Consider the following 23792-nt stretch of genomic DNA (forward strand, 5'->3'; position numbering starts at 1 on the left):
TGATGTTTGATTTGAATAAGGAAAGAGAGGCACTTATAGCTCAAATTGAAGAGTTCAAAAAAGATGCCATGGAATTATGGTTTGTTCCAGACCTAGCAGAATCATATAAGAACATGGATATGTTTAGCTATTCCATCGTTGAAAATAATGAAGTCTTCTTTATGCGTGAACAGGCTCGACAATTATGGAGCTTTTGGAATAAAGCCAAAGCTCAGGCGGTGCCAAATGAAATCATCAATGAGATTCAATCATGGGTGGCTGTTCAATCAATTCAGGCAATGGAATTAGATGGAGAGGCATTTGTTGTAGGTGCAAATGAATTAGCAGAGTTTATTGAGCGGTTAGTTAAAAGCGAATCGGGAGCTGAACAATGAGCAAATCAACATTATGGGCCGTTGCAATGCGGCCTGAAGGTTACAGCCCTTTTAAACAAACCCCAGCAGCTTCTAAAGAAATAGCAGAGAGAGCTGTTGAGCGTTATAGAAAAATGCATGAAAAAGAAGGCAATAACTTTTTCTTAGAAATTTTCGATGATGTTATCAAAGTCCAGAAATGGCACGGCACCCGTAAGGATCATATTAAAAAACTATTTTATGTAGAGAGTTGGTTTAGTGAACCTATGTACCAATGCTTTGATTTGAAGACAGCAGAGCGCGTTTTTAAATTTGATGAAATTGTTAAGTGCTACAAAAAAGGCTCTACCCCTTTGGTTACCAAATGCTTTGATGAGGCAAAACAATTTTACGGATCTAGTGAGACGGGTTTTAAATATCAGATCCAGCCAATAGAACCACCTGAAAACCTTTTCAATTGGTTTCATCCAGATATTCAATTGTTTGACACCATTGAAGAAGGAGCAGAAGCCTATACAAGAGAACAGTGGGCACAACTTCAGATGAATCTTAGAGTTGAAATTGAAACTCAACTATTAGATTACGATGAAATACCAAATATACCGGAAGATGCAGTAGTTTGGCCCAACTGGAAGCCAGAACCACCTGAACAAGGACTCTTTTTAATTGCAGCATTTGATTCAGAAGATGGCCCTGTACTTTGGTGGGCAAATCCTAAAGCGAAAAGTAAGGAGGGGTAAGGTGGATAAATATCTGACATCTAACAATGTGTGTGAGATGTTTCATATTACTAAACGCACACTTAATCGTTGGGAAATTAACACTCCTTGGGGTATTCCCTTCCCAGCCCCGGCATTAAGTTCTGAGGGCGGAACAATGAAAAGATACCTCGCTACTGATGTAATGAAGTGGGAGGAAGAATGCCAGCAAAAGAAGCAACTAAAAAAAGCTATATAAGTTGTACCGAAGCTAACAATCAGCAAACTTGATGAAATTAGTCCAGATCAATGATTGTTAGCATATTTACGTTACTATATACTGTCCGCCGAATCACGGCTTGCTAGATAAACTCAGCAATTTCATTTATGTACATAATGGTGTACATATAATGAAACCAAGGAAGCAAGAATATACTTTTCCCGTTTAATTATAAGGGTTTAGGCGATATGGCATTAATCGTTCAAAAATATGGCGGTACTTCTATGGGTACCCCCGAGCGCATTTTAAATGTTGCTCGTCGTGTGAAGCGTTGGCATGATCACGGTCACAAGGTTGTTGTGGTCGTATCTGCAATGAGTGGTGAAACAAACCGCTTACTTGCTCTCGCTAAAGCCATTACCGAAACACCTGACCCACGTGAGTTAGACCAAATGGTTTCAACTGGTGAACAGGTGACGATTTCCATGTTAGCTATGGCACTTAATTCGATTGGTGTGGAAGCTAAATCCTATACCGGACGTCAAGTCGGTATTAAAACTGACAGTGCATTTACCAAGGCGCGTATCGAGTCTATTGATACAGATGTCATGACCAATGACCTAGATGCAGGCCGTGTTATTGTGGTTGCTGGTTTCCAAGGCTTTGATGCTAATGGAAATACCACAACACTAGGTCGAGGTGGTTCAGATACTTCTGGTGTTGCTCTTGCTGCTGCTTTAAAAGCTGACGAATGCCAGATTTACACTGATGTAGATGGTGTTTACACCACTGACCCTCGCGTTGCTCCTAAAGCCAAAAAAATCGACCGTATTTCTTTTGAAGAAATGCTAGAAATGGCATCATTAGGTTCTAAAGTTTTACAAATTCGCTCAGTAGAGTTTGCCGGGAAATATCAAGTTCCTTTACGTGTATTATCAAGCTTTGATAATGACGACGACGGCGTTTTTGACGACGAATTTAAAGAAAATGTTGGTACACTCATTACTACTGAGGCAGAAGATACTATGGAACAGCCAATTATTGCAGGTATTGCTTTTAACCGTGACGAAGCAAAATTAACGATTTTAGGTGTACCTGATGAACCAGGCATTGCTTCTAAAATCTTATCACCAGTAAGTGATGCCAATATCGAAGTCGATATGATAGTGCAAAATGTTGAAGAAGATGGCACAACAGATTTCACATTCACAGTAAACCGTGTTGATTTAGCGAAAGCTGAAAAAATCTTAAACGAAACTGCTAAAAATATTGGCGCACGTGAAGTTTCAACGCGTGATGACATCGTTAAAGTATCTATCGTAGGTGTTGGCATGCGTTCACACGCAGGTGTAGCGAGCAAAATGTTCACTGCCCTTGCTGATGAAGGTATCAACATTCTTATGATTTCAACTTCTGAAATTAAAGTTTCTGTGATTATCGACGAGAAATATCTTGAACTTGCTGTTCGCTGCTTACATACCGCTTTTGGTTTAGATCGTGAACATGGTGAAAGCAGCGCACGCGCTTAAATTTACCGAACGGTCAAGAATTCATTAAAAAATGTTTACTTGTCCGACAATAATCAAAGAAAACACAGAGCCGCTATAGTTTTTTTTATAGCGGCTCTGTTATATTAAACGGAAAGTTTTTTGGCAGAGATTATCAAAATATGACTTTGTTCTCATATTTCTGTTAGAATCTGACTGAAAACTGAGGTTGAGCTTTTTATTTGGGTACCAATATTGCAGTTTTAAGCGTTTAGCAAGGAGATAAACATGCTGATTCTGACCCGCCGTGTCGGGGAAACATTAATGATTGGGGATCAAGTCAGTGTTACTGTGCTTGGCGTCAAAGGAAACCAAGTTCGAATTGGTGTGAATGCACCAAAAGAGGTTTCTGTTCATCGCGAAGAAATTTATCAACGTATTCAACATGAACGTGCAATGCATGAACACCTTCAACATCTTGATCAAGATTATCAAGTTTCTTATGAAGATGATAATTATGCACAGAAAAACTTCAATCGTTAGTATGAAGTTGTTCTCTCCCTAATTAAAGCGACTTTATAGTCGCTTTAAATTTTTTAAGTGTTTGTATTTATAGACCTAAAGCACGTTTAACAGGTGCATAACTACGGCGATGCTGATCAATCACACCATGCACAGCAATCGCTTCAAAGTGCGCTTTGGTTGGATATCCTTTATGTTTGGCAAAACCAAATAACGGATATTGCTGATCTAATTCTGCCATTTGTCGATCTCGTGTCACTTTTGCCAAGATACTTGCTGCACTAATTTCAGCATGGCTTGCGTCTCCACCAACAATGGCTTCACAAGGAATAATGATTCCTTTAGGAATTTGGTTGCCATCTACAATTACTTTTTGTGGTTGGGTTTTCAAACCATCAACAGCACGCTGCATAGCCAAAAAAGTTGCCTGTAAAATATTTAGTTCATCAATTTCAGCATGTGTTGCTTCGGCAATTGACCAAGCTAAAGCTTTTTCTTGTATTTCAATAAACAACTTTTCACGTTTCTTTTCAGTTAATTTTTTAGAATCATTTAATCCTAAAATTGGATTATTCGGATCTAAAATCACAGCTGCTGCCACAACCGAACCTACTAAAGGCCCCCGTCCTGCCTCATCTACACCAGCAATAAACATCGACTCACTACCTTTAAACAAAAGAGGCTGATCAATAGTAATCAGCCTTCTTTAACACATAATTTATTAATTACTTTTGTAAAGCTTCTGCCACACAAGCATTTACAGTTTTAGAAACCACTTGGTTTACGATTGTAGCACGTGTGTTTACATCAAGTGCAGCTGCTGCTAATTCTACTGCAGTCACACTGTTTGGAGCCTTTTCGCTCACACAACCACACACATTCGTTTGGATGCTATCACGTTGCTCAGCAGTCATATATTTTGTTGCTGTTTTCCAAGCTGCAACATTATTAATCTCTGTAATACATTTCGCATTTACAGCAACCTTTAACGCAGCAACTCCCAATTGTTGAGTTGTGGTTTGTGCAGAAGCAGCACCTGTACCAGTGCCTGTAGTTGTTGCGCATGCTGTTAAAGCTAAAACAACTGGTGCTAGAGCGAGCATCAATTTTTTCATCATTTTTTCCTTTGATTGAACGTTGGCAGCGCGTATTGTGCCTAAACTCAACTTTAGAAGAAACAAATAATTTGATGCATTTATGCAAACTATTTTGCCGAGCGATATTCAGCTCATCAAATGCTTTTTTTGGGGTAAAACGTTCTGTTTTTAGCACGCTCTGTCACATTTAAAACATTTCTCAAAATCTGCGATTTCACCTAAAATCACGAATCAAAACGACAAAAAAAGGGTCTTCTATGCCTGCTGTTTCCTCTCAGTATTACACCCGTACCGCACAAATTCTGCATTGGGTGATGGCAATCATTTTCATCGTTGCATGGGTTATTGGCTTTTATAGTGGAAATTTTTTAAGTTATGACGTTGATGGCAGCTTTAAAGGTGATGTCATTACGTTGCACAAGAACATTGCAACCACCATTATCTTTTTAGTCATTATCCGGATTTTATGGCGCTATACACATCCAGCTCCAAAACTACCGGACACCATGTCTCCAATGATGAAAACTCTGGCACACGTTGGTCATCTATTCCTTTATGTAATTTTAGTGGCTTTACCTGTCACTGGTTGTTTGTTTAGTTGGAGTGCTGGTCACCCTGCTCCTGTTTTATATTTATTTGAAATTCCGCGTTTAGTGCAAGATAATCCAGAGCTTTTAGCTGTTGTTAAACCATTACATATTTATATTTCTTGGTTTGCAGGTTTTCTTATTGTTGGGCATGTACTTGCAGCTTTGAAACATCACTTTATTGATAAAGACAATATTTTAAATAGTATGACCAAACAGCCTAAATAAACCTGATGTATAAAAAAACCGCCCGAGATAGGCGGTTTTTTTATTTAGATCTTTTGGATTTCTGCAATCCACTTTTGTTTCTCTTCATCTGAAATGAAAGAAGCTTCAAAAGAATTAATTGCAAGTTGCTTCAACTCATCATTGTTTAAGTCTAAAGCTTGCTGAATGGCAAAGAAATTGTCATTCATATACCCACCGAAATATGAAGGGTCATCTGAGTTAACTGTCACGTGTACGCCTTTTTGTAAAAGACGGCGGATATTATGTTCTTTCATATCCTTAACAACACATAGCTTTAAGTTACTTAAAGGACAAACGGTTAAAGGCATTTTTTCGTTAATTAAACGCGCCATTAATTGTTCATCTTCTTCAGAACGCACACCATGATCAATACGATTCACTTTAAGTAGATCTAAAGCTTCCCATACATATTCAGGCGGACCTTCTTCGCCAGCGTGAGCAACGATTAAAAAGCCTTCTTCACGTGCTTTAGCAAACACACGTTCAAATTTAGCTGGTGGATGCCCTACTTCACTTGAATCAAGTCCTATAGCAATAATATCTTGCTTAAATGGCAACGCTTGCTCAAGTGTTTCAAATGCAGCTTCTTCACTTAAATGACGTAAGAAACACATAATCAATTGAGAGCTGATACCAAACTTAGCTTTGGCATCTGCACAAGCACGTTTTAAACCATTAATCACAGTTGAGAACGCAACACCACGGTCAGTGTGGGTTTGTGGATCAAAGAACATTTCTGTGTGAACAACATGATCTTCGGCACATTTCTCAAAATAAGCCCATGCTAAATCATAAAAGTCTTGTTCATGTACAAGAACATTCGCACCAGCATAATAAATATCTAAGAATGATTGAAGATTATGAAAGTTATAAGCTTGCTTTACTTCTTCAACAGATTTGTAAGGAATCTGAATCTGATTGCGCTGGGCAATTGCAAACATTAATTCAGGTTCAAAAGTCCCTTCAATATGTACATGCAATTCGGCTTTTGGTAAGGCGCGAATCAGCTCGACTTGATTCATATTAACTCCACGTCTAAAGAAAAAAGGGTGTGGTCAAAATCACACCCTTTTATAATTTTCTTCTTATTGAAAACTATGTCTAAGATAGCTCAAGAAGAAAATTATAAAAAATCATATTAACCGCCAAACGCGATAAATTTAAATACCCAAAGCGCAGCAATAATCCATACCATGTACGGTACAGTTTTTGCCTTACCTGTGAATAATTTAACTAATGCATAGCTAATAAAGCCCATTGCAATACCATCAGCAATTGAATAGGCAAATGGCATAAATACAATGGTTAAAAATGCTGGAACAGCTTCAGTAATATCGTCCCAATCAATGTGAGTGATTCCTTGAATCATCAACACACCAATGAACAATAAAGCTGGCGCAGTTGCAAAACCTGGTACAGATTGAGCAAGAGGTGCTAAAAATAAACAGCAGATAAATAAAACTGCAACCACAACAGCAGTTAAACCAGTACGTCCGCCTGCTGCTACACCTGAAGCTGATTCAATATATGGCGTAGTTGAAGATGTACCTAATGCAGCACCAGCAACAATTGCAGTAGAGTCTGCAAATAATGCCTTTTTCAAACGTGGTAATTTACCATCTTTTAAAAGACCGGCGCGATGTGAAACCCCAACTAAAGTACCTGTACTATCAAACAAGTCGACAATAAAGAATACGAAAATGACGCCTATCATACTTGCAGTAAATAGACCTTCAAAGTCCATTTGCATAAAGGTTGGAGCAATTGATGGAATTTCTCCAACAACACCTTTAAACTCGTTCAAGCCTAAAACAGTAGCAATTGCAGTAACAACCAAAATACTAATAATGATTGCGCCTCGAACTTTTAAATGGTGTAAAACCACAATCATTAAAAATCCAAATAACGCTAACAATACTGTAGGTTGTTTGATATCACCTAAGCCCACTAGGGTTGCTTGATTGGCAACAATAATGCCAGCATTTTTTAAAGCAACAAGTGCGAGGAATAAGCCAATGCCCCCACCAATGGCAAATTTAAGCGACATTGGGATTGCATTGACAATCGCTTCACGAATTTTAAAGAAGCTAATTGCAAGAAAAACAAGGCCTGAAACAAAAACAGCGGCTAAAGCTGTTTGCCATGGCACGCCCATTCCCATACAAACCGAATAGGTAAAGTAAGCGTTTAAACCCATCCCAGGGGCCAGTGCAATTGGATAATTAGCAATGATCCCCATTACTAGACATCCGATTGCTGCTGCCAAACAGGTCGCAACGAATACGGCACCATGATCCATGCCGGTTTCAGATAAAATGAGTGGATTGACAATAATGATGTAACACATCGTTAGGAATGTAGTTACACCAGCAAGAACTTCAGTTCGGAAAGTGGTTTTATTGTCGCTTAACTTAAATAAACGCTCTAACCAGCCTGCCGAAGAATTGGGCGCCGCCATAAGTAGCCTCTATGCAAAATCTGAACTGTGGAATATTTACGTCTATGTAGGTCGCTGAACAATATTGTTTTTCTGTTCAGTCCTATAAACAAGAATCTCAAATTTAAGAAGCAACAAATATGCCACTCATTTGATTTCTAGCTTTATACATAGCAAACAACCACAGCCCCTCTTGAAACACAAAAAAGCTGCATAACCCCTATGCAGCTTTTTTACTATACGTTCAATAAGTTTAACAGATTCAACAGAAACATGATCAAAATTTATGAAAAGATATGACCAATGACACTGTAAAAGTTAGAAATTTATAACTCAATACTGCTAGAAAATAATTTTTTGTCACCGATATATTCTTGCATATTATAAGAAGCTAAATTGCTGTGATGAGCATGATTTGGATTACGTTCGATACTTTGCAGGTTTCTTTCAGCTTCTTGTATGATCCGCATGAGCTCTTGATGTCTTTTATTTTGACTATCTAAATAGGCCCAATACCCTAATACAAAGACAATACTCACACACAACACTATTAATACTTTATTGATCATTATTATTATCTCTATGTTTTTAATGTTAATGATCTTAACAAAAAAAATTAGCTTTGTGAATATTTTCACATTTATTTACAATAACACACTCTCACTCAAATATTTGAAAAGAAAGGTGATTTTTTAATTATTTATAGGAAAATTAATAATTATTAAACTTTTCCATTGAAAAGTATCTTTATTTTATAACAGCTTATTTTAGTTATTTTTAATATTAGCTTTTTATCAGTTTTAATTATTAAGTTATTTTAAAGATAGAGCATAGACAAATGTGTATAGAGTCTAAAATTTCTTTGTATTTATTAAGACTTAAATAAAATAAAAAGAATTTATTTTTGTCGATGAAGTTTTCTTAAAAATTGTTTATTTAGCGACTAATTTTTGTGTTCCTGTTTAGCTTATAAACAAAAAACTTCTCTCCAAAGAATTCTTCATTTTTATTTAAGAAATAATTCTTTGTTTTTTTACTTTTCTATTTATAAGCAAAACTATGTCTCATTTTTATCGTTCTATAAATCGCACCAAGCTTTCTATTTTCAGAGCTTCAATCCCATAAACGCTACGATAAACTGTGCTCAGATAAAAAATTAAATGAGGAGAATACATCATGTTTGATATGCGTTTATCTCACGAGCGTGGTGCAGCACATCATGGTTGGTTACAATCAAAACATAGCTTTTCATTTGCTAACTATTGGGACCCTAAACAAGTTGGTTTTTCAGACTTACTTGTAATTAATGATGATAACGTTGCTCCATCTAAAGGCTTTGGTACTCACCCTCACCGTAATATGGAAATTATTTCCTATGTGCTTGAAGGTGCATTAGAGCATAAAGACTCGATGGGTACAGGTTCGGTGATTGTACCGGGTGACATTCAGCTAATGAGTGCAGGTCGTGGTGTTGCCCATAGTGAATTTAACCATTCAGCTCAAGAAGGCGTTCATTTCTTACAAATTTGGGTTGTTCCAAATGAAGTGAATACAGAGCCAGGCTATCAACAAGTTCATATTGATGAAGCAGACAAACGCGGTAAATTGCATTTGATCATCTCCCCAAAAGGTGGCGAGAAAACTTTATCAATCAAACAAGACATTAATATTTACTCAGGTCTTTTTGATGGTGAAGAAACTGCTGACTTTGTGATTCCTGATGGTCGTTATGTGTACCTACACGTTGCTAAAGGTCGTGTTGATGTAAATGGTAAAACCTTTAACACCGGCGATGCGGCACGTATTCGTGAAGGTGGAAGCTTATCGTTTAGCAATGGTGATCATGCTGAAATTTTGATTTTCGATATGCGTCCTGAAGAAGTTCCAACCATGCCATAATGCAACTAAGCCCTCGTATAAAATTTATGCGAGGGCTTTTTTATTAATGCTATCTCTGCTCAATGCTCTTCTGAACGTGCCATCTCTGTATTGATATAGCTCATAATCATCGTGGTTAGCCCCTGCACCATTTCATCAAAACTGATATATGGGTTTGGCAAAATAAGATGCCGCGCTACATTAAAAATTCCACTATTGATACAAATATAGGTAATTACAGGCAAATTATTGATTTTTAGATATTTAGGATTATGCATCATATATTTCATGATGACTTCCATTAAAGCCTGCTCAATTTTGGGAATGTATTTGTCGTACTGTAACTCTCCTGCATAACGCAAAACAGTCAAATAGCGGTCGTTATTTTTCTTTAATAAATCACTAAAAGTATAAAAAATCATTTCAATAACAGGCTCTAGCTCCAACTGTAAAATCGTCGGTGTAAGCTCTGTAATCATGTCCAGAATTTCCCGAACAAAAAAGTGATTCATCGCATCATAAATTTCTTCTTTATTTTTAAAATATTCGTATAAAGACCCGACACTCACCCCTGCAATCTCTGCAATATGGCGTGTTGTGGTACCACTTGGTCCATGAAGCGCCACTGCAATAAAACCTGCTTCAATAATCGTGTCGACAGTGACTTTAGCTCGAGTTTGACGAGGTTTACGCGTAGTCATACGATCTAATCAATAATCCGAACATAAAGTCAGATTAGCATGTAATTTGACTGGGTAGAAATAAAAAAACAAAATCCGAATAGTTGTCAAACTTAAGTGAAAAAATTCAGAAAAGCAGAGCTTAATTTCTCAATCAATGCATGGGTTAATTTATTACTTTTTTAGAATCATTATAGATTTAAATCATTATTTTTCAGTAACATAAAACCAAATAAATTAAAAATTATATTGCAAAAAATGTCTATAAAATACTTTTATATATTTAAAAATTTACCCGAATTGAATCCGAACATAATGTCAGATTAATATGAAAAAATTAAAGAAGAGTCATTCAGCAGCTCTTGCCTGCCTCGGTTCTTCTTCCGTTATTCAGCCAAATAATCAAACAAATAACGGAGCAACAACACCGTAGTCAATGCAGAGAATCATCTGTTTTTGAAAATGGAATTTTACAGTGCTTTGTTGATCATTGAGTTTATTGATTTTCATCAAAATGCACCACTACTTTGCCTCAGGGTGTCGCCATGATCTCGACCGCAGTTAAAAAATCATTCAACAAACTTAAATTTCAGCGTGAAATTGAGCTACCCGATTTTGCTAGCAAAAGCTCGATTCCAATCAGACATTTAAATATTGGTTTTGATGGTAAAGAAATTGATGTCAGATTCTATATGGACAATCAATTTGCTACTTTGTTTTTTGCCACACTTTCGGTGTTTTTAACTTACGGTGAAGATCTAGTGATTGAAACCGCTCGTCATCACCGTGAATTTATCAAAGATCCAATATTAAAGCAGCGAGTAACGTCGTTGATTGGCCAAGAAGCAATTCATTCAAAATTGCACAATGAATATAACGATGCCCTTCAAGATGCTGAATATCCTGTCGCGCTATATCGTTTTCTTGGCTCAAACTTCTTTAAATATGTATTTTTAAAGTTTCCACAACCCCTAAAATTGTCAATGATGGCAGGTATTGAGCATTTTACTGCGGTACTTGCCGAATACATGATGAAGCACGAAAAGAACTTCTATTATTCTGATGATGCAAAAAGCCGTGCGTTGTGGATGTGGCACATGCTTGAAGAATCTGAGCATAAAGATATTGCCTACGATGTCTATCAACTTTTAAATGGTAGCTATCCACTGCGCGCGTCTGGTTTCTTCCTCGCGCTATTTACAATTTTAGGTTTAATCCCTGCGACAACGTTATTTGTCCCTGTGTTAAGAAAGCCGCAAGAAATGCTGACCTTAAAATTCTGGAAAGATGCTCGTCGCGGTGTAGGCTTAATCTTTGGTCCAAAAGATGGGGTTTTCGGTAGTACGATTGGTCAAATTCTTGACTACTTACGTCCAGACTTCCATCCGAATGATCATGATACGACTGAATATCTTGAGTATTACAAAAAGAAATTGCTGACCGAAGGTGGCGCGATTGCACCTTACTTTGTTAAAGAATTTACCCCACCAGTACGCATGTCTTAATCGTCCTGTATTTCCAGCTATCAAAAAGGTAGCTGGTATCTCTTCAAGCTATTTATGGATGAATCATGATTTTATTTGGCAAAAAGAAAGTTAAACCAAGCCAAAAAGCTTATGCCGTAGTGACGGGTGCAGGCAGTGGAATTGGTCGAAGTTTTGCAATTGAACTTGCGAAACGTGGTGGCAGCGTAGTGTGTGCAGATATTAATCTCGAAGCTGCTGAAGAAACAGTAAAACTTCTTGAACAAGAAAGTGCAAAAGCTTTTGCTATGCGTTGTGATGTGAGTAATGCTGAACAGGTTAATCATCTCGCTGAAACTGCTGAAATCTTACTTGGACACCCTGTAACTCTTGTCATTAATAATGCTGGTGTGGGTTTAGGTGGCAAGTTTGACGAACTCAGCCTAGAAGACTGGAACTGGGTCATGAATATTAACCTTTGGGGAGTTATTCATGGCTGTCATGCATTTGTTCCCAAGTTTAAAAAGTTAGGTTACGGCGCGATTATTAATGTGGCATCTGCGGCATCGTATACGGCTGCCCCAGAAATGACTGCTTATAACGTGACTAAAGCTGGCGTACGTGCACTTTCAGAAACGCTTTCTGCCGAACTGCGTAAGTTTAACATTAAGGTAAACGTACTCTGCCCGACGCTGGTCCCAACCAATATCATTAAAAATGGTCGAATTCCCGGACGCTATTCAAAGCTTGCAGACCATGCACTGATGAACTATGCGCTCACCACAAGTGACGATGTCGCAAGATTAACTCTTAATCGCCTTGATCAGGATGAGATGTATACCATTCCTCAAATTGATGCGAAGTTATTCTGGCTTATGAAACGCGCATCCCCAAGCTTGTATACCAAGTTTCTTGGCACATCGTACAAATTATTTAAATAAAAAATTTATAGGTAGTACACATATGACTGCGCAAATGAAAACAAATGCATCAGCAAAAAAAGCTGTCAAATCACCAAGCCATATTTTCGATACTTTTATTGTGGGTGCGGGCATTTCAGGGATCGCTGCTGCCATTCGCCTAGATCAAGTTGGTTATACCAATTATAAAATTATTGAAAAAGCTAGCCGCGTGGGTGGAACATGGCGTGAGAACACCTATCCGGGTTGTGGTTGCGATGTACCTTCTGCTCTTTATTCTTACTCATTTGCACCAAGTGCAAAATGGAGCCATTTATTTGCTCGCCAACCAGAAATCTTAAGTTATCTAGAAGATGTGAGTAACGAGTTTAATGTTACGTCTAAAATCGAGTTTAATAGCGAGCTGCTGAATGCCGCATGGGATGACTCACGTCATGTGTGGGTACTGGATACCACGACTGGTCAATATTTGTCTAAAACCGTTATTTTTGCCACAGGTCCAATTACCGAAGCTCAAATTCCACGTCTTGAAGGTTTAGAAACATTTAAAGGCGAGATGTTCCATTCGGCTAAATGGAACCATGATTATGATTTGACAGGTAAACGCATTGCCGTGATTGGTACTGGTGCATCTGCCATTCAGTTTGTGCCACAAATCCAACCAAAAGCGAAAGAACTGTTTGTGTTCCAACGTACAGCACCTTGGGTATTACCAAAACCGGATACAGACTTGGGCGAATTTAGTAAATCAGTCATTGCCAAATATCCGGCGATTCAAGCGAGCTGGCGTAAAAGTGTAGCACTAACGCTGAATGCAATTAACTTTGGTTTACGTAATCCACTTGCTCTAAAACCAGTAAATGTATTGGGTAAGCAATTACTTAAATTGCAAATTAATGACCCAGTGCTACGTAAAAACGTCACGCCAAACTTTGATATTGGTTGTAAACGTATTTTATTCGCTAACAATTATTATCCAGCACTACAAGCACCGAATACCACACTTATTCCACATGGTTTAGTGAAAGTAGAAGGCAACACAGTGGTTGCTGCCAATGGTGAACGCCACGAAGTTGATGTGATTATTTGGGGTACAGGTTTTGAAGTATCTCACCCACCCATTGGTAAACGTGTCCACAATGAAAAAGGACAATGTTTACAAGATATCTGGAAAAATAGTTCGCCAGAGGCTTACTTAGGCACCAACATTGAAAATGTACCAAATGCATTTTTAGTTTTAGGGCCTAACGTACTGGTTTATGACTCTTTCATTGGTTTGGCAGAAGCGCAGCTCGACTATATCGTAGATGGCTTATTGAAAATTAAAAACAAAGGAATTAGCAAATTAAATGTTAAATCTGATGTGATTAAAAAGCATAACGATTTAGTGCAAAAACACTTGCAAACGACCGTATTTAATAGCGGCGGCTGTAAGAGTTACTACCTTGATGCAAACGGACGTAACTTTGCCGCATGGCCTTGGTCATTGAAAAAACTTAAACAACGTTTGAAAAAAGTAGATTTGAAAGATTATGAAGTGACGTATCAAACGACAAAAACTCACTAATTTGTATTTTCGATCAAATCAGTTGTAAGAAATAGGCAGTGTATTTTAGGTTTTTATGAAATACACTGCCTTCTTCGTTGAATATCTTCAAGAAATAAAAAAATAGGATAAAGATGAAAGAAGGACAATCAAGCCGAACTGCTGAAGCCGCTGCTGCATTACGAGCCAATCATTTTCAAAATACGAAGAATCCTGTATTTTCAGATCCCTATGCTTTTGAGCTGACCAGTAAAGGCTGGAAAAAACTTCTCTCTAGCCCACTTATTGTTAAAGTCATGAATTCTGCTGTTTTAAACCGCACTTTAGGTTTACTTACTGGACAAGTGGTCGGACGCTCTCGTTATGCCGAAGATTTACTTGATCAGGCCGTTCAACACAATATTGAGCAATATGTATTAGTGGGTGCTGGCCTAGACTCTTTTGCACTACGTGAATCACACCATTACCCTACTTTGAAAATTTTTGAAGTTGATCATCCTGATACTCAAGCGGCCAAACAAGCCAAGCTAAAAAAGTTAGGCGAACTTCCCTCTACTGTTGAATTTGTTTCTATTAATTTTGAAAAAGAATCTATCTCTGAAGCGCTTGCCCGAAGTCGCTATGTACGAAAAGCTCCGGCTTTCTTTTCTTGGCTGGGCACCACTCATTATTTAAAGCCGGAAACTACGCTGCAAACTTTAAAAAGTATTGCTGAATTTGCTGCAAACGGCAGCGAAGTGGTACTCGACTATTCGACCGATTTTCAGGAATTAAAAGGTATTGAGCGACTCGGGAGTATGGGCGTTGCACAGTTTACCCATTTGCTGAAAGAACCTTTACTAGGTCAATTTAAACCTTCAGATTTACATCAGGCGGTTGAAAAAATGGATTTTGAAGTAATCGAAGACTTGTCTGGTGAAGCTATTACTGAACGTTATTTTTATAACCGTGCCGACAATATACGCCATACATCGGCAACACGTTTGCTACATTTGCGTTTAAAGAAATAAAGATACTTTGACTATTGGCTATTTAACCGCATGGCATGAGGTGTTTTCCCATGCCATCTTTTATAAGCATGAATAAAACTGGCAGGTTCGGCATAACCTAACCACTCGGCAATCTGCTCAACCGAAACTTTTGGTAATGCCAAATATTGCTCAGCTAGAACCTGCCTAACTTCTTCACGTATCTGAATAAAAGTCATCCTCTCTGATGCCAAATGACGGCGTAAAGTACGAACATTTAAATGCAATCGATCAGCGACTATTTCCATAGAGGGCATTTCCCCTCGCACATTCATAAGTTGTTGTTGCACTAAGGTTGTAAATTTATTTTGTGATTGGCGTTTCTCTAATATTTGACGGCACTGTTCTTCGGCTGTATACAGCACCAAATCATTTGCCATAAGTAGCTTTTGATCTACTTTGTGCGGATCCAGAATTACAAAACTTTTCGCAGCGCCAAATTCAGGCATGACTCCAAATAAATTCTGATAAGGCTCGGCATCACCCTTGAGTTGGAAAGAAAAAGCCAAATACTGGCAAAAGTTATCCTGTACCAAATCTCGCTGTACCGTAATCAGCGCAGCGGCATCTCGTTCAATAATAAATTGACGAACCGATAAAGGAATATCTTGCTCATCAATTTCGATACGGATTCCTTGCGGTGTATCCGATACATCAAAGCGGGTAAAAGCAAAGGTTAAAGTAAAATAGGTCAAGGCCAAATCTAATGCTTCGCGAATGCTTGCACTGCTCATCAGAGCCATACCTAATGGTCCAAATGTGGTGAAATGATAACGCGTGCCCACTTCTAAACCTAATGTAGGTCTGTCTCCTAGTTGCTCAACCAAGTTTTGAATTAGCTGTAATTCCTGATGGCCTGTCACTACCATATTAGGGTCGAGTAATTGTTGTTGGCTAAGCCCAGTCCCTTTTAAAATCGTCTCATAAGAAATGCCTGATTCCACCGCAAAATCAGCCATTAACCGAACACTATGTACACTGCGTTCAAAAGCCCATGCATACTTCACTGTATTGCTCAGAATGTCCTCGAATCACAATATTTTGTCCTCATCCATCCTCTAAATCAAGCAAATAAACGTCTATTCTGCATACAGGAAATTGCGATTTTTTCGCTCAATGTTTTTAAGGATTTAGAGCAGCCCATGTTTAATTCGTCGTCTAATTCAAATAAAAATGTACGCATCGCCATTATTGGCACTGGTTTTGGTGGTCTAGGACTTGCCATTCGTCTCAAACAAGCAGGTTTTGAACAATTTACTCTATTTGAAAAAGCTGCCGATGTAGGTGGTGTCTGGCGTGACAACACTTATCCGGGCGCTGCATGTGATGTGCCGTCACATCTTTATTCTTTTTCTTTTGAACAGGAACTTGGTTGGAAAAATCGCTACGGGACATCTCAAGAGATTTATCAATATTTACGTCACTGTGCCGATAAATATGACATTCGTCCACATGTTCAATTTAACACTGAAATAGCCAGTGCCGAATTTGATGCGCTGCAAGGTGTATGGCACATTCAAAGCAAGACTGGCGAACAATTTGAAGCGGAATTTCTGGTTGGTGCTGTAGGCCAACTCAACCGTCCTGCCTATCCAAAACTTAAAGGCATTGAAAACTTTAAAGGTAAAGCATTCCACTCAGCGCGTTGGGATCATGACTATGATTTAACTGGCAAACGTGTTGCGGTAATCGGTACAGGTGCAAGTGCAATTCAGTTCGTACCTGAAATTGCAAAACAGGTTGCCCATCTCGATGTTTACCAACGCTCTGCACCCTACGTGATTCCTAAACCAGATCGGGTTTACCAACCTTTAGAGAAAAAGGCTTTCCGTAAATTACCAATTTTGCAAAGTCTGGATCGAGCTTTGCAATATGGACATCATGAAATTCGTTTACTGGCCTTTACCACTTCTTTAAATGAAATGCCTTTGGTGGAATATTTATTCCAGCGCCACATTCGTAAAGTTGTTAAAGATGGGAAGTTGCGCCACCGCCTAATGCCAGATTATCCAATTGGTTGTAAACGCATTTTAATTTCTAACCACTGGTATGAAACGCTGACGCAACCTCATGTCGATGTGATTAATACGGGCATTCAAGAAATTACTGAAAATGGAATTTTAGATACGGAAGGAAATCTGCGTGAAGTCGATACCATTATTTATGGTACGGGCTTTGCCGCAACGGAATTTATGGCGCCCATGCAGATTACAGGTCTTGATGGCCGCACCTTAAAAGATACATGGAAAGATGGTGCAGAAGCTTATCTCGGTTTAACTGTTAGCGGCTTTCCAAACTTCTTTATGCTTTATGGTCCAAACACCAATCTCGGACACAACTCAATTGTGTATATGATTGAAAGCCAAGTGAATTATATTTTAGATGCCATTCAAACAACCTTACAAAACAAACTTCTGTTCACCAATGTTCGTGCAGAAGTTCAACACGAGTTCAATCAAAGCATTCAAGAAAAAATGAAAAAAACTGTCTGGGCACAAGGTTGTACCAGTTGGTATCAGACTGCTGATGGCAAAAATACCAATAACTGGCCAGGTTTTACCCTTGAATATCGACAACGGACTCGTCGCTTCGATATTGAAAACTACACACACGTTTCGGCTATTTCTTAAACAAGCTTCACCATAGGAAATGAGAAAAATAAACGGAGAATTTTATGAAGTCTTTTAAAAATAAAGTCGCAGCTGTGACAGGTGCGGGTTCTGGTATTGGACAAGCACTTGCCATTGCACTCGCAAAACAAGGTTGCCATCTGGCTCTTTCCGATATTAGTGAAGCCGGGTTAGCCAAAACAGTCGAGCTATTAGCACCCTATTCTGTCAAAGTCACCACTCAAAAAGTTGATGTAGCTAAACGTGATGAGGTTGCAACTTGGGCAAAGGCAGTGGTAGATGAACATGGCCAAGTTAACCTGATTTTTAATAATGCTGGTGTCGCAATAGGTAGCACAGCTGAAGGTGTGAGCTACGAAGATCTTGAATGGCTGATTGGTATTAATTTTTGGGGTGTCGTTTATGGCACTAAAGAATTTTTGCCTTACTTAAAGCAAAGTGGTGATGGGCATATTATTAATATTTCCAGTATGTTTGGCTTAACAGCTCAACCGACCCAAAGTGCTTATAACGCCAGTAAATTTGCTGTTCGTGGTTTTACTGAATCATTGCGCCAAGAACTCGATCTACAAAATGCTGGAGTGAGTGCGACCTGTGTGCATCCGGGTGGTATTCGTACCAATATTGCCAAAGCTGCCCGCATGAATAATAGCGTCCAGTCTTTAGGAATGGATCCTTTAAAAAGTCAGGATGCTTTCGATAAATTACTTCGCACCCCTGCTGATAATGCAGCTCAACAAATTTTAGAAGCTGTTCGTAAGGACCACCGCCGCTTACTAATCGGAGCCGATGCGAAAGCCGTTGATGTGATTCAACGTATTCTTCCACAGGGTTACCAAAAGATTTTTGCCACCGCAACTGCGTTGCAAACCCGCCTACTCAACAAATCAGCAAAATAAAAATAGTGGTCAGCATACTCTTGATTTTAAGAGATGCTGACTGACATTAGGCTTAGTATGAGTCCTTATTATGAAACAGCTTCTTGCATGGACTATTCGTGCCACGCTACGTCCAGCTTTATCTCCTAAAACACCAATAAAGCTACAACGTTTTTGTAGCGATGCAGTCAGTGCTATTGTGCTTGGGCCACATGGCTATAAAACAAAAAAGCAAATAATTGCTCAAGTACCGACAGTCCATATTCAGCCTAAAACGACTCAATCAGGACGCGGCATTTTGTACTTACATGGCGGAGGCTATGTGGTGGGTAGCTCAAAAAGTCACACCAAGCTTGCTGCTCAAATCGGACATGCAGCTCAAGCACAAATCTGGTTACCTGAATATCGCCTAGCCCCTGAGCACACAAGCCCTGCTGCTATTGAAGACGCCGTTGCTGTCTATAAAGCTTTACTTGCTCAAGGACAAGATCCCAAAAAACTCGTGATTACTGGCGATTCTGCTGGCGGTGGACTGAGTTTAAGTGCTGCAATTGCGATACGAAATGCAGGGTTACCGTTACCAGCAGCATTAGTTTTACTTTCACCGTGGGTTGACTTAAGCCTCTCTGGAAGCACGATTAAAACTCATGCAGCTCAAGATGCGATGCTGTCAGAGGACTGGTTAGCATGGTGTGCAAAAAACTATTGCGGACAAAAATCGGCAACCGATCCAACCTGTTCTCCACTTTATGCTGACTTAACTGGTCTACCGCCTATTTTAATTCATGTCGGTACCGAAGAAGTTTTATTAGATGATGCAAAACGCCTCGCTGAACAGGCTAAAAAGTACGACATTTCGACGAACTTACGGGTTTATGACAAAGTCGGTCACGTTTTTCAATTTCACGCGGGTATACTAAAAGAATCCGATGACTCAATTGAGCGCATTGGGCAATTCATTGATAAACATATGCAGTCAATATAAAAAATATCACTAGACAGGAGCCTTTGGCATGGCATCAAACAGTTATGATTATGATTATTTAATCATTGGTTCAGGCTTTGGCGGCAGTGTTTCTGCCTGCCGACTAACCGAAAAAGGCTACTCAGTTGCTGTAATGGAAATGGGGCGACGCTGGAAAGCTGAAGATTTTGCTAAAAACAACTGGAATACCCGCCGCTGGATCTGGCGCCCGGGCATGAAACTTTTCGGTTATTTCAATATGCGTTTTTTTCGCCATGTCACCATTATTTGCGGTAATGCTGTAGGCGGCGGCTCAATTACTTATGCTAATACCCTACTGGTTCCACCCGAACATATTTGGGATGAAGGTACATGGGCAGATGCAGCAGACTGGAAAAATGAAATGCCGCAGCACTATGCTGAAGCAGAACGTATGCTTGGAGTGACTGATAATAAAATTTTAGGTCCTGCCGACCATATGTTAAAGAAAATGGGTGAAGCAGTCGGTGTCGGCCATACATTTAAACCCACTCGTGTTGCAACGTTCTTTCCACCCGAAGGTGAAGAAGGTGGCAAGACCTACCCTGACCCTTATTTTAACGGTGAAGGACCAGACCGCGGAACCTGTACGGCATGTGGTGGTTGTATGACAGGTTGTAAACACAACGCAAAAAATACCTTAGATAAAAACTATTTGTACTTTGCCGAAAAAAATGGCGCCAAGGTTTACGAAGAAACCAAAGTCGTTGATGTGAAACCACTCAATGGTAAAGCAGATGGCAGCGATGGCTATGAAGTCACTACCGAATGCTCAAGCTCATGGTTCAATAAACAACGTCGTACATGGCGTGTTCGCAACGTCATTTTCTCGGCTTCCTCTTTGGGCACCCAAGAGATGTTGTTTCGCTTAAAGCAATCGGGTTCTCTGCCAAATATTTCCGATGATTTAGGTAATCGGGTACGTACCAATGCCGAGTCGATTTTAGGGGTTCGTTTCTTTGATAAAGATGTCGACATGAGTAAGGGCGTTGCGATTGGCTCAAGTATTTACATTGACCATGATACTCATATTGAAGCGACTCGCTATCAGGGTGGTTCCGATGCCATGGGCCTTATGTGTACTTATATGGCAAAAGGTAAACCGGGTTGGACCCGTATTTTTTATTGGTTATGGATACTCATTAGCCACCCACTTATATTTTTACGCATGAGCAACCCTGTGGGCTTTGCACGGCAAACCTTAATTTTCTTAGTGATGCAAACTGCCGATGCTTCCATTAACATGCGTTTAAAACGAAATTGGTTCTGGCCTTTTGGCAAGGTTTTATCTAGTGAAGATAAAAAACTCCCTGTGTATATTCCACAGGCCAACACCTTTACTGAAAAAGTCGCAAAAATGTTTAATGGTCACCCGATAACCACCATTACTGAAATTTTGTTTAACGTGCCTTTTACTGCTCACTGCATGGGTGGCTGCGCGATTGCATCTAGCCCAGAGCAAGGTGTTGTCGATGGAAAAAATCGTGTGTTTAACTATAAAAACTTATATGTTGTAGATGGTTCAATGTTAGGTGCCAATTTAGGCGTTAACCCAAGTCTCACCATTACAGCTCTTGCAGAACGCGCAATGTCTTATATTCCAGCTAAACATACTTTGGATGAGCAGCAAGATCATAGAGTAGAGGCTGATACCATAGAGATCACAAAAGCATCTGCTTAAAATAGAAATTTGTTTTATAAAAAAAGCCTATTTTAAATAGGCTTTTTCTTTCGCTTTTTTAATTACATCGCTACGGCTTTAGCACGAGCTGCATGCAACTTTTTATAGCTCTCGATCAGACGTAAATGGCGATCAAGTCCTTCTAGTTTCATGCTTGTTGGTGTTAAACCATAGAAACGAACACTACCCTCTACAGAACCTAATACCGCATCCATTCGTGTGTCACCAAACATACGACGGAAATTAGTCAGGTAGTCTTCAAGCTCGAGTTCTTCATCTAACATCACTTCAAGCACCACGTTCATGCACTGATAGAACAAGCCACGCTCAACGGTATTGGTGTTATATTGCAAGTAAGTTTCTACAAGCTCTTTTGCTTCTTCAAACTGTTGTAAAGCAACATAAATTAGCAATTTCAATTCTAAGATAGTGAGTTGACCCCAAACTGTATTGTCATCAAATTCGATACCAATGAGTGTGGTGATTTCAGTGTAATCGTCTAGCTCACATTCCTCTAAGTGCTCAACCAATGCCTCAAGCTGTTCATCATCCAAACGATGCAGATTTAGAATATCTTCACGGAATGAAAGTGCCTTGTTGGTATTATCCCATATCAAATCTTCAACAAGATAAATTTCAGAATAATCTGGTACTAAAATACGGCAAGCAGTCGCACCTAAGTGCTCATAGACTGCCATATATACTTCTTTGCCCATCTCTTCGAGAATACCGAACAATGTTGCAGCTTCTTCTGCATTCGACTCTTCGCCTTCGCCAGAAAAATCCCATTCAACAAAGTCATAGTCAGATTTAGAACTAAAGAAACGCCAAGATACCAAACCGCTTGAGTCAATAAAGTGCTCAACAAAGTTGTTCGGCTCAGTAACCGCATTACTTTGGAAAGTCGGTTGAGGTAAATCATTTAAGCCTTCAAAACTACGACCTTGAAGTAATTCAGTCAAACTGCGTTCCAACGCAACTTCAAAACTTGGATGCGCACCGAAAGATGCAAACACCCCACCCGTACGCGGGTTCATTAAAGTTACACACATTACAGGGAACTGGCCACCTAACGATGCATCTTTAACTAATACAGGGAAACCTTGCTCTTCTAGACCTTTAATACCAGCAACAATACTTGGGTATTTTGCTAATACTTCTTCAGGAACATCTGGAAGTGCAATTTCACCTTCTAAAATTTCACGTTTAACGGCACGTTCAAAAATTTCTGACAAGCATTGAACTTGGGCTTCTGCCAGAGTGTTGCCTGCACTCATACCATTACTTAAGTATAAGTTTTCAATTAAATTTGATGGGAAATAGACAATTTCACCGTCAGACTGGCGCACAAAAGGTAGCGAGCAAATACCACGCTCTACGTTGCCTGAGTTGGTGTCATATAAATGTGTGCCAAGTAACTCATCATCTGGGTTATAAATCTCAAGACAATATTCATCTAAGATTTCTTTAGGTAATTCACCATTTGGACCCGGTTTAAACCATTTTTCATCTGGATAATGCACAAATTCAGCATTGGCAATATCTTCACCCCAGAACTGGTCGTTATAGAAGAAGTTACAGTTAAGGCGCTCAATAAACTCGCCTAATGCAGACGCCAAAGCACTTTCTTTAGTTGCACCTTTACCATTGGTAAAACACATCGGAGACTGTGCATCACGAATGTGTAATGACCATACATTTGGCACGATATTACGCCAAGATGCGATTTCGATCTTCATGCCCAAATTTGCCAAAATGGCAGACATATTGGCAATGGTTTCTTCTAACGGTAGGTCTTTACCTTGAATATAGGTATGGCTTTCTGAAGTTAAGCTTGGCAATAACAATGCTTGTGCATCTGCATCAATGCTTTCAACTTCTTCAATAATAAATTCGGGACCCGTTTGAATTACTTTTTTAACAGTACAACGGTCAATCGAACGTAAAATCCCTTGGCGATCTTTCTCTGAAATATCGGCTGGTAATTCAATTTGAATTTTAAAGGTTTGCTTATAACGGTTTTCAGGATCAACAATATTATTTTGCGATAAACGAATATTATCGGTTGGGATATCTCGAGCTGCACAATACACTTTTACAAAGTACGCTGCACACAATGCTGACGATGCTAAAAAGTAGTCAAATGGGCCCGGTGCCGAACCGTCACCCTTGTAGCGAATTGGTTGATCGGCAATTACTGTAAAGTCATCGAACTTAGCTTCCTGTCGAAGATTGTCGAGATAATTAACCTTGATTTCCATGCTGGCACCTAAATATTTTTATGTGTCAGCACAGACACATAAAATCTAAATATTGAAAAATAAGCCGAATCACAGCGAAGAAATTGACTTAAAAAAAGAGAGATTAAAGCCATGTGTTTAATGAACGACTCAATTGGCTTTAATAAGATTGGTGGTATTATAGAGGGATTTTGT

23 protein-coding genes are annotated in these 23792 nt (G+C 39.1%); 15 read left to right on the top strand and 8 right to left on the bottom strand.

Annotation, left to right across the window (positions count from 1 at the left end; all coding sequences use genetic code 11):
• Window positions 1–2 precede the first annotated feature (2 nt).
• The 5 genes from SOI76_RS12720 (at window position 3) to csrA (ending at window position 3301) form a co-directional block, all read left to right on the top strand.
• Entirely contained in the window at window positions 3–374 is a 372-nt protein-coding gene (locus SOI76_RS12720; RefSeq protein ID WP_025464558.1) for a hypothetical protein, read from the top strand.
• Window positions 371–1093: a hypothetical protein gene (locus SOI76_RS12725; RefSeq protein ID WP_000047258.1), complete on the top strand. Its 723-nt coding sequence runs from the start codon at window positions 371–373 to the stop codon at window positions 1091–1093. The genes SOI76_RS12720 and SOI76_RS12725 overlap by 4 nt, the downstream gene beginning before the upstream one ends.
• A 1-nt stretch (window position 1094) precedes the next feature.
• Window positions 1095–1310, top strand: a complete 216-nt coding sequence (locus tag SOI76_RS12730; RefSeq protein ID WP_000362184.1) for a hypothetical protein — start codon at window positions 1095–1097, stop codon at window positions 1308–1310.
• A 209-nt stretch (window positions 1311–1519) separates the two neighbouring features.
• Complete coding sequence (lysC, locus tag SOI76_RS12735) at window positions 1520–2800, top strand: aspartate kinase (RefSeq protein ID WP_002115333.1); 1281 nt, start codon at window positions 1520–1522, stop codon at window positions 2798–2800.
• A gap of 246 nt (window positions 2801–3046) precedes the next feature.
• Window positions 3047–3301, top strand: a complete 255-nt coding sequence (gene csrA / locus SOI76_RS12740; RefSeq protein ID WP_000906487.1) for a carbon storage regulator CsrA — start codon at window positions 3047–3049, stop codon at window positions 3299–3301.
• Between the two features lie 67 nt (window positions 3302–3368).
• Here csrA and rnhB read toward each other — a convergent pair whose 3' ends face one another.
• Both rnhB and SOI76_RS12750 read right to left on the bottom strand, forming a co-directional pair.
• The gene (gene rnhB, locus SOI76_RS12745) at window positions 3369–3935 is read right to left on the bottom strand and encodes a ribonuclease HII (RefSeq protein ID WP_002163155.1); all 567 of its coding nucleotides are present in this window, start codon (window positions 3933–3935) and stop codon (window positions 3369–3371) included.
• A gap of 70 nt (window positions 3936–4005) precedes the next feature.
• Window positions 4006–4395, bottom strand: a complete 390-nt coding sequence (locus tag SOI76_RS12750) for a hypothetical protein (protein WP_005076998.1) — start codon at window positions 4393–4395, stop codon at window positions 4006–4008.
• Window positions 4396–4634: 239 nt separating this feature from the next.
• Between SOI76_RS12750 and yceJ the strand changes: the two genes are divergently transcribed.
• The gene (yceJ, locus tag SOI76_RS12755; RefSeq protein ID WP_057074199.1) at window positions 4635–5192 is read left to right on the top strand and encodes a cytochrome b; all 558 of its coding nucleotides are present in this window, start codon (window positions 4635–4637) and stop codon (window positions 5190–5192) included.
• A 44-nt stretch (window positions 5193–5236) separates the two neighbouring features.
• Here the strand turns inward: yceJ and SOI76_RS12760 are convergent, their stop codons facing one another.
• The 3 genes from SOI76_RS12760 to SOI76_RS12770 form a co-directional block, all read right to left on the bottom strand.
• Window positions 5237–6235: an adenosine deaminase gene (locus tag SOI76_RS12760; RefSeq protein ID WP_104079425.1), complete on the bottom strand. Its 999-nt coding sequence runs from the start codon at window positions 6233–6235 to the stop codon at window positions 5237–5239.
• 116 nt (window positions 6236–6351) lie between these two features.
• On the bottom strand, window positions 6352–7671 hold the full coding sequence (locus SOI76_RS12765) for an NCS2 family permease (protein ID WP_009387763.1): 1320 nt from the start codon (window positions 7669–7671) through the stop codon (window positions 6352–6354).
• Window positions 7672–7976: 305 nt separating this feature from the next.
• On the bottom strand, window positions 7977–8219 hold the full coding sequence (locus tag SOI76_RS12770) for a hypothetical protein (RefSeq protein WP_016141777.1): 243 nt from the start codon (window positions 8217–8219) through the stop codon (window positions 7977–7979).
• Between the two features lie 607 nt (window positions 8220–8826).
• Here SOI76_RS12770 and SOI76_RS12775 point away from each other — a divergent pair.
• Window positions 8827–9549, top strand: coding sequence for a pirin family protein (locus SOI76_RS12775; protein ID WP_104079424.1), 723 nt, complete (start codon window positions 8827–8829; stop codon window positions 9547–9549).
• Window positions 9550–9608: 59 nt separating this feature from the next.
• Here the strand turns inward: SOI76_RS12775 and SOI76_RS12780 are convergent, their stop codons facing one another.
• Entirely contained in the window at window positions 9609–10229 is a 621-nt protein-coding gene (locus SOI76_RS12780) for a TetR/AcrR family transcriptional regulator (RefSeq protein WP_002163161.1), read from the bottom strand.
• Window positions 10230–10753: 524 nt separating this feature from the next.
• Here SOI76_RS12780 and SOI76_RS12785 point away from each other — a divergent pair.
• From SOI76_RS12785 to SOI76_RS12800, 4 genes are all read left to right on the top strand, one after another.
• Window positions 10754–11713, top strand: a complete 960-nt coding sequence (locus tag SOI76_RS12785; protein ID WP_104079423.1) for a metal-dependent hydrolase — start codon at window positions 10754–10756, stop codon at window positions 11711–11713.
• A gap of 65 nt (window positions 11714–11778) precedes the next feature.
• Window positions 11779–12612, top strand: a complete 834-nt coding sequence (locus SOI76_RS12790) for an SDR family NAD(P)-dependent oxidoreductase (protein ID WP_104079422.1) — start codon at window positions 11779–11781, stop codon at window positions 12610–12612.
• Between the two features lie 22 nt (window positions 12613–12634).
• A complete protein-coding gene (locus SOI76_RS12795; RefSeq protein WP_104079421.1) occupies window positions 12635–14158 on the top strand; it encodes a flavin-containing monooxygenase in 1524 nt (507 codons plus the stop codon).
• Window positions 14159–14271: 113 nt separating this feature from the next.
• Window positions 14272–15147: a class I SAM-dependent methyltransferase gene (locus tag SOI76_RS12800; protein ID WP_104079420.1), complete on the top strand. Its 876-nt coding sequence runs from the start codon at window positions 14272–14274 to the stop codon at window positions 15145–15147.
• A gap of 11 nt (window positions 15148–15158) precedes the next feature.
• On the opposite strand, the gene SOI76_RS12805 is transcribed toward SOI76_RS12800, so the two are convergent.
• Window positions 15159–16172, bottom strand: coding sequence for an AraC family transcriptional regulator (locus SOI76_RS12805; protein WP_104079419.1), 1014 nt, complete (start codon window positions 16170–16172; stop codon window positions 15159–15161).
• Between the two features lie 135 nt (window positions 16173–16307).
• Between SOI76_RS12805 and SOI76_RS12810 the strand changes: the two genes are divergently transcribed.
• The 4 genes from SOI76_RS12810 to choB all read left to right on the top strand — a co-directional run bounded on the left by SOI76_RS12810 (window position 16308) and on the right by choB (window position 21357).
• Window positions 16308–17795 (top strand): flavin-containing monooxygenase, encoded by a 1488-nt coding sequence (locus tag SOI76_RS12810; RefSeq protein ID WP_104079418.1) that lies wholly within the window; start codon window positions 16308–16310, stop codon window positions 17793–17795.
• Window positions 17796–17839: 44 nt separating this feature from the next.
• Window positions 17840–18694, top strand: coding sequence for an SDR family NAD(P)-dependent oxidoreductase (locus tag SOI76_RS12815; RefSeq protein WP_104079417.1), 855 nt, complete (start codon window positions 17840–17842; stop codon window positions 18692–18694).
• Between the two features lie 70 nt (window positions 18695–18764).
• On the top strand, window positions 18765–19658 hold the full coding sequence (gene bah / locus SOI76_RS12820; RefSeq protein WP_104079416.1) for an alpha/beta hydrolase: 894 nt from the start codon (window positions 18765–18767) through the stop codon (window positions 19656–19658).
• 28 nt (window positions 19659–19686) lie between these two features.
• A complete protein-coding gene (gene choB / locus SOI76_RS12825; protein WP_104079415.1) occupies window positions 19687–21357 on the top strand; it encodes a GMC family oxidoreductase in 1671 nt (556 codons plus the stop codon).
• A 62-nt stretch (window positions 21358–21419) separates the two neighbouring features.
• On the opposite strand, the gene SOI76_RS12830 is transcribed toward choB, so the two are convergent.
• Window positions 21420–23618 (bottom strand): OsmC domain/YcaO domain-containing protein, encoded by a 2199-nt coding sequence (locus SOI76_RS12830; protein WP_104079414.1) that lies wholly within the window; start codon window positions 23616–23618, stop codon window positions 21420–21422.
• Window positions 23619–23792 lie beyond the last annotated feature (174 nt).

The organism is Acinetobacter pittii (assembly GCF_034064985.1).
Lineage (GTDB): Bacteria > Pseudomonadota > Gammaproteobacteria > Pseudomonadales > Moraxellaceae > Acinetobacter > Acinetobacter pittii_H.

Bases quoted from the DNA above. Each gene is read 5' to 3' on its own strand.
- SOI76_RS12720 (WP_025464558.1), top strand. From the start codon at position 3: ATGTTTGATTTGAATAAGGAAAGAGAGGCACTTATAGCTCAAATTGAA.
- SOI76_RS12725 (WP_000047258.1), top strand. From the start codon at position 371: ATGAGCAAATCAACATTATGGGCCGTTGCAATGCGGCCTGAAGGTTAC.
- lysC (WP_002115333.1), top strand. From the start codon at position 1,520: ATGGCATTAATCGTTCAAAAATATGGCGGTACTTCTATGGGTACCCCC.
- csrA (WP_000906487.1), top strand. From the start codon at position 3,047: ATGCTGATTCTGACCCGCCGTGTCGGGGAAACATTAATGATTGGGGAT.
- rnhB (WP_002163155.1), bottom strand. From the start codon at position 3,935: ATGTTTATTGCTGGTGTAGATGAGGCAGGACGGGGGCCTTTAGTAGGT.
- SOI76_RS12750 (WP_005076998.1), bottom strand. From the start codon at position 4,395: ATGAAAAAATTGATGCTCGCTCTAGCACCAGTTGTTTTAGCTTTAACA.
- yceJ (WP_057074199.1), top strand. From the start codon at position 4,635: ATGCCTGCTGTTTCCTCTCAGTATTACACCCGTACCGCACAAATTCTG.
- SOI76_RS12760 (WP_104079425.1), bottom strand. From the start codon at position 6,235: ATGAATCAAGTCGAGCTGATTCGCGCCTTACCAAAAGCCGAATTGCAT.
- SOI76_RS12765 (WP_009387763.1), bottom strand. From the start codon at position 7,671: ATGGCGGCGCCCAATTCTTCGGCAGGCTGGTTAGAGCGTTTATTTAAG.
- SOI76_RS12770 (WP_016141777.1), bottom strand. From the start codon at position 8,219: ATGATCAATAAAGTATTAATAGTGTTGTGTGTGAGTATTGTCTTTGTA.
- SOI76_RS12775 (WP_104079424.1), top strand. From the start codon at position 8,827: ATGTTTGATATGCGTTTATCTCACGAGCGTGGTGCAGCACATCATGGT.
- SOI76_RS12780 (WP_002163161.1), bottom strand. From the start codon at position 10,229: ATGACTACGCGTAAACCTCGTCAAACTCGAGCTAAAGTCACTGTCGAC.
- SOI76_RS12785 (WP_104079423.1), top strand. From the start codon at position 10,754: ATGATCTCGACCGCAGTTAAAAAATCATTCAACAAACTTAAATTTCAG.
- SOI76_RS12790 (WP_104079422.1), top strand. From the start codon at position 11,779: ATGATTTTATTTGGCAAAAAGAAAGTTAAACCAAGCCAAAAAGCTTAT.
- SOI76_RS12795 (WP_104079421.1), top strand. From the start codon at position 12,635: ATGACTGCGCAAATGAAAACAAATGCATCAGCAAAAAAAGCTGTCAAA.
- SOI76_RS12800 (WP_104079420.1), top strand. From the start codon at position 14,272: ATGAAAGAAGGACAATCAAGCCGAACTGCTGAAGCCGCTGCTGCATTA.
- SOI76_RS12810 (WP_104079418.1), top strand. From the start codon at position 16,308: ATGTTTAATTCGTCGTCTAATTCAAATAAAAATGTACGCATCGCCATT.
- SOI76_RS12815 (WP_104079417.1), top strand. From the start codon at position 17,840: ATGAAGTCTTTTAAAAATAAAGTCGCAGCTGTGACAGGTGCGGGTTCT.
- bah (WP_104079416.1), top strand. From the start codon at position 18,765: ATGAAACAGCTTCTTGCATGGACTATTCGTGCCACGCTACGTCCAGCT.
- choB (WP_104079415.1), top strand. From the start codon at position 19,687: ATGGCATCAAACAGTTATGATTATGATTATTTAATCATTGGTTCAGGC.
- SOI76_RS12830 (WP_104079414.1), bottom strand. From the start codon at position 23,618: ATGGAAATCAAGGTTAATTATCTCGACAATCTTCGACAGGAAGCTAAG.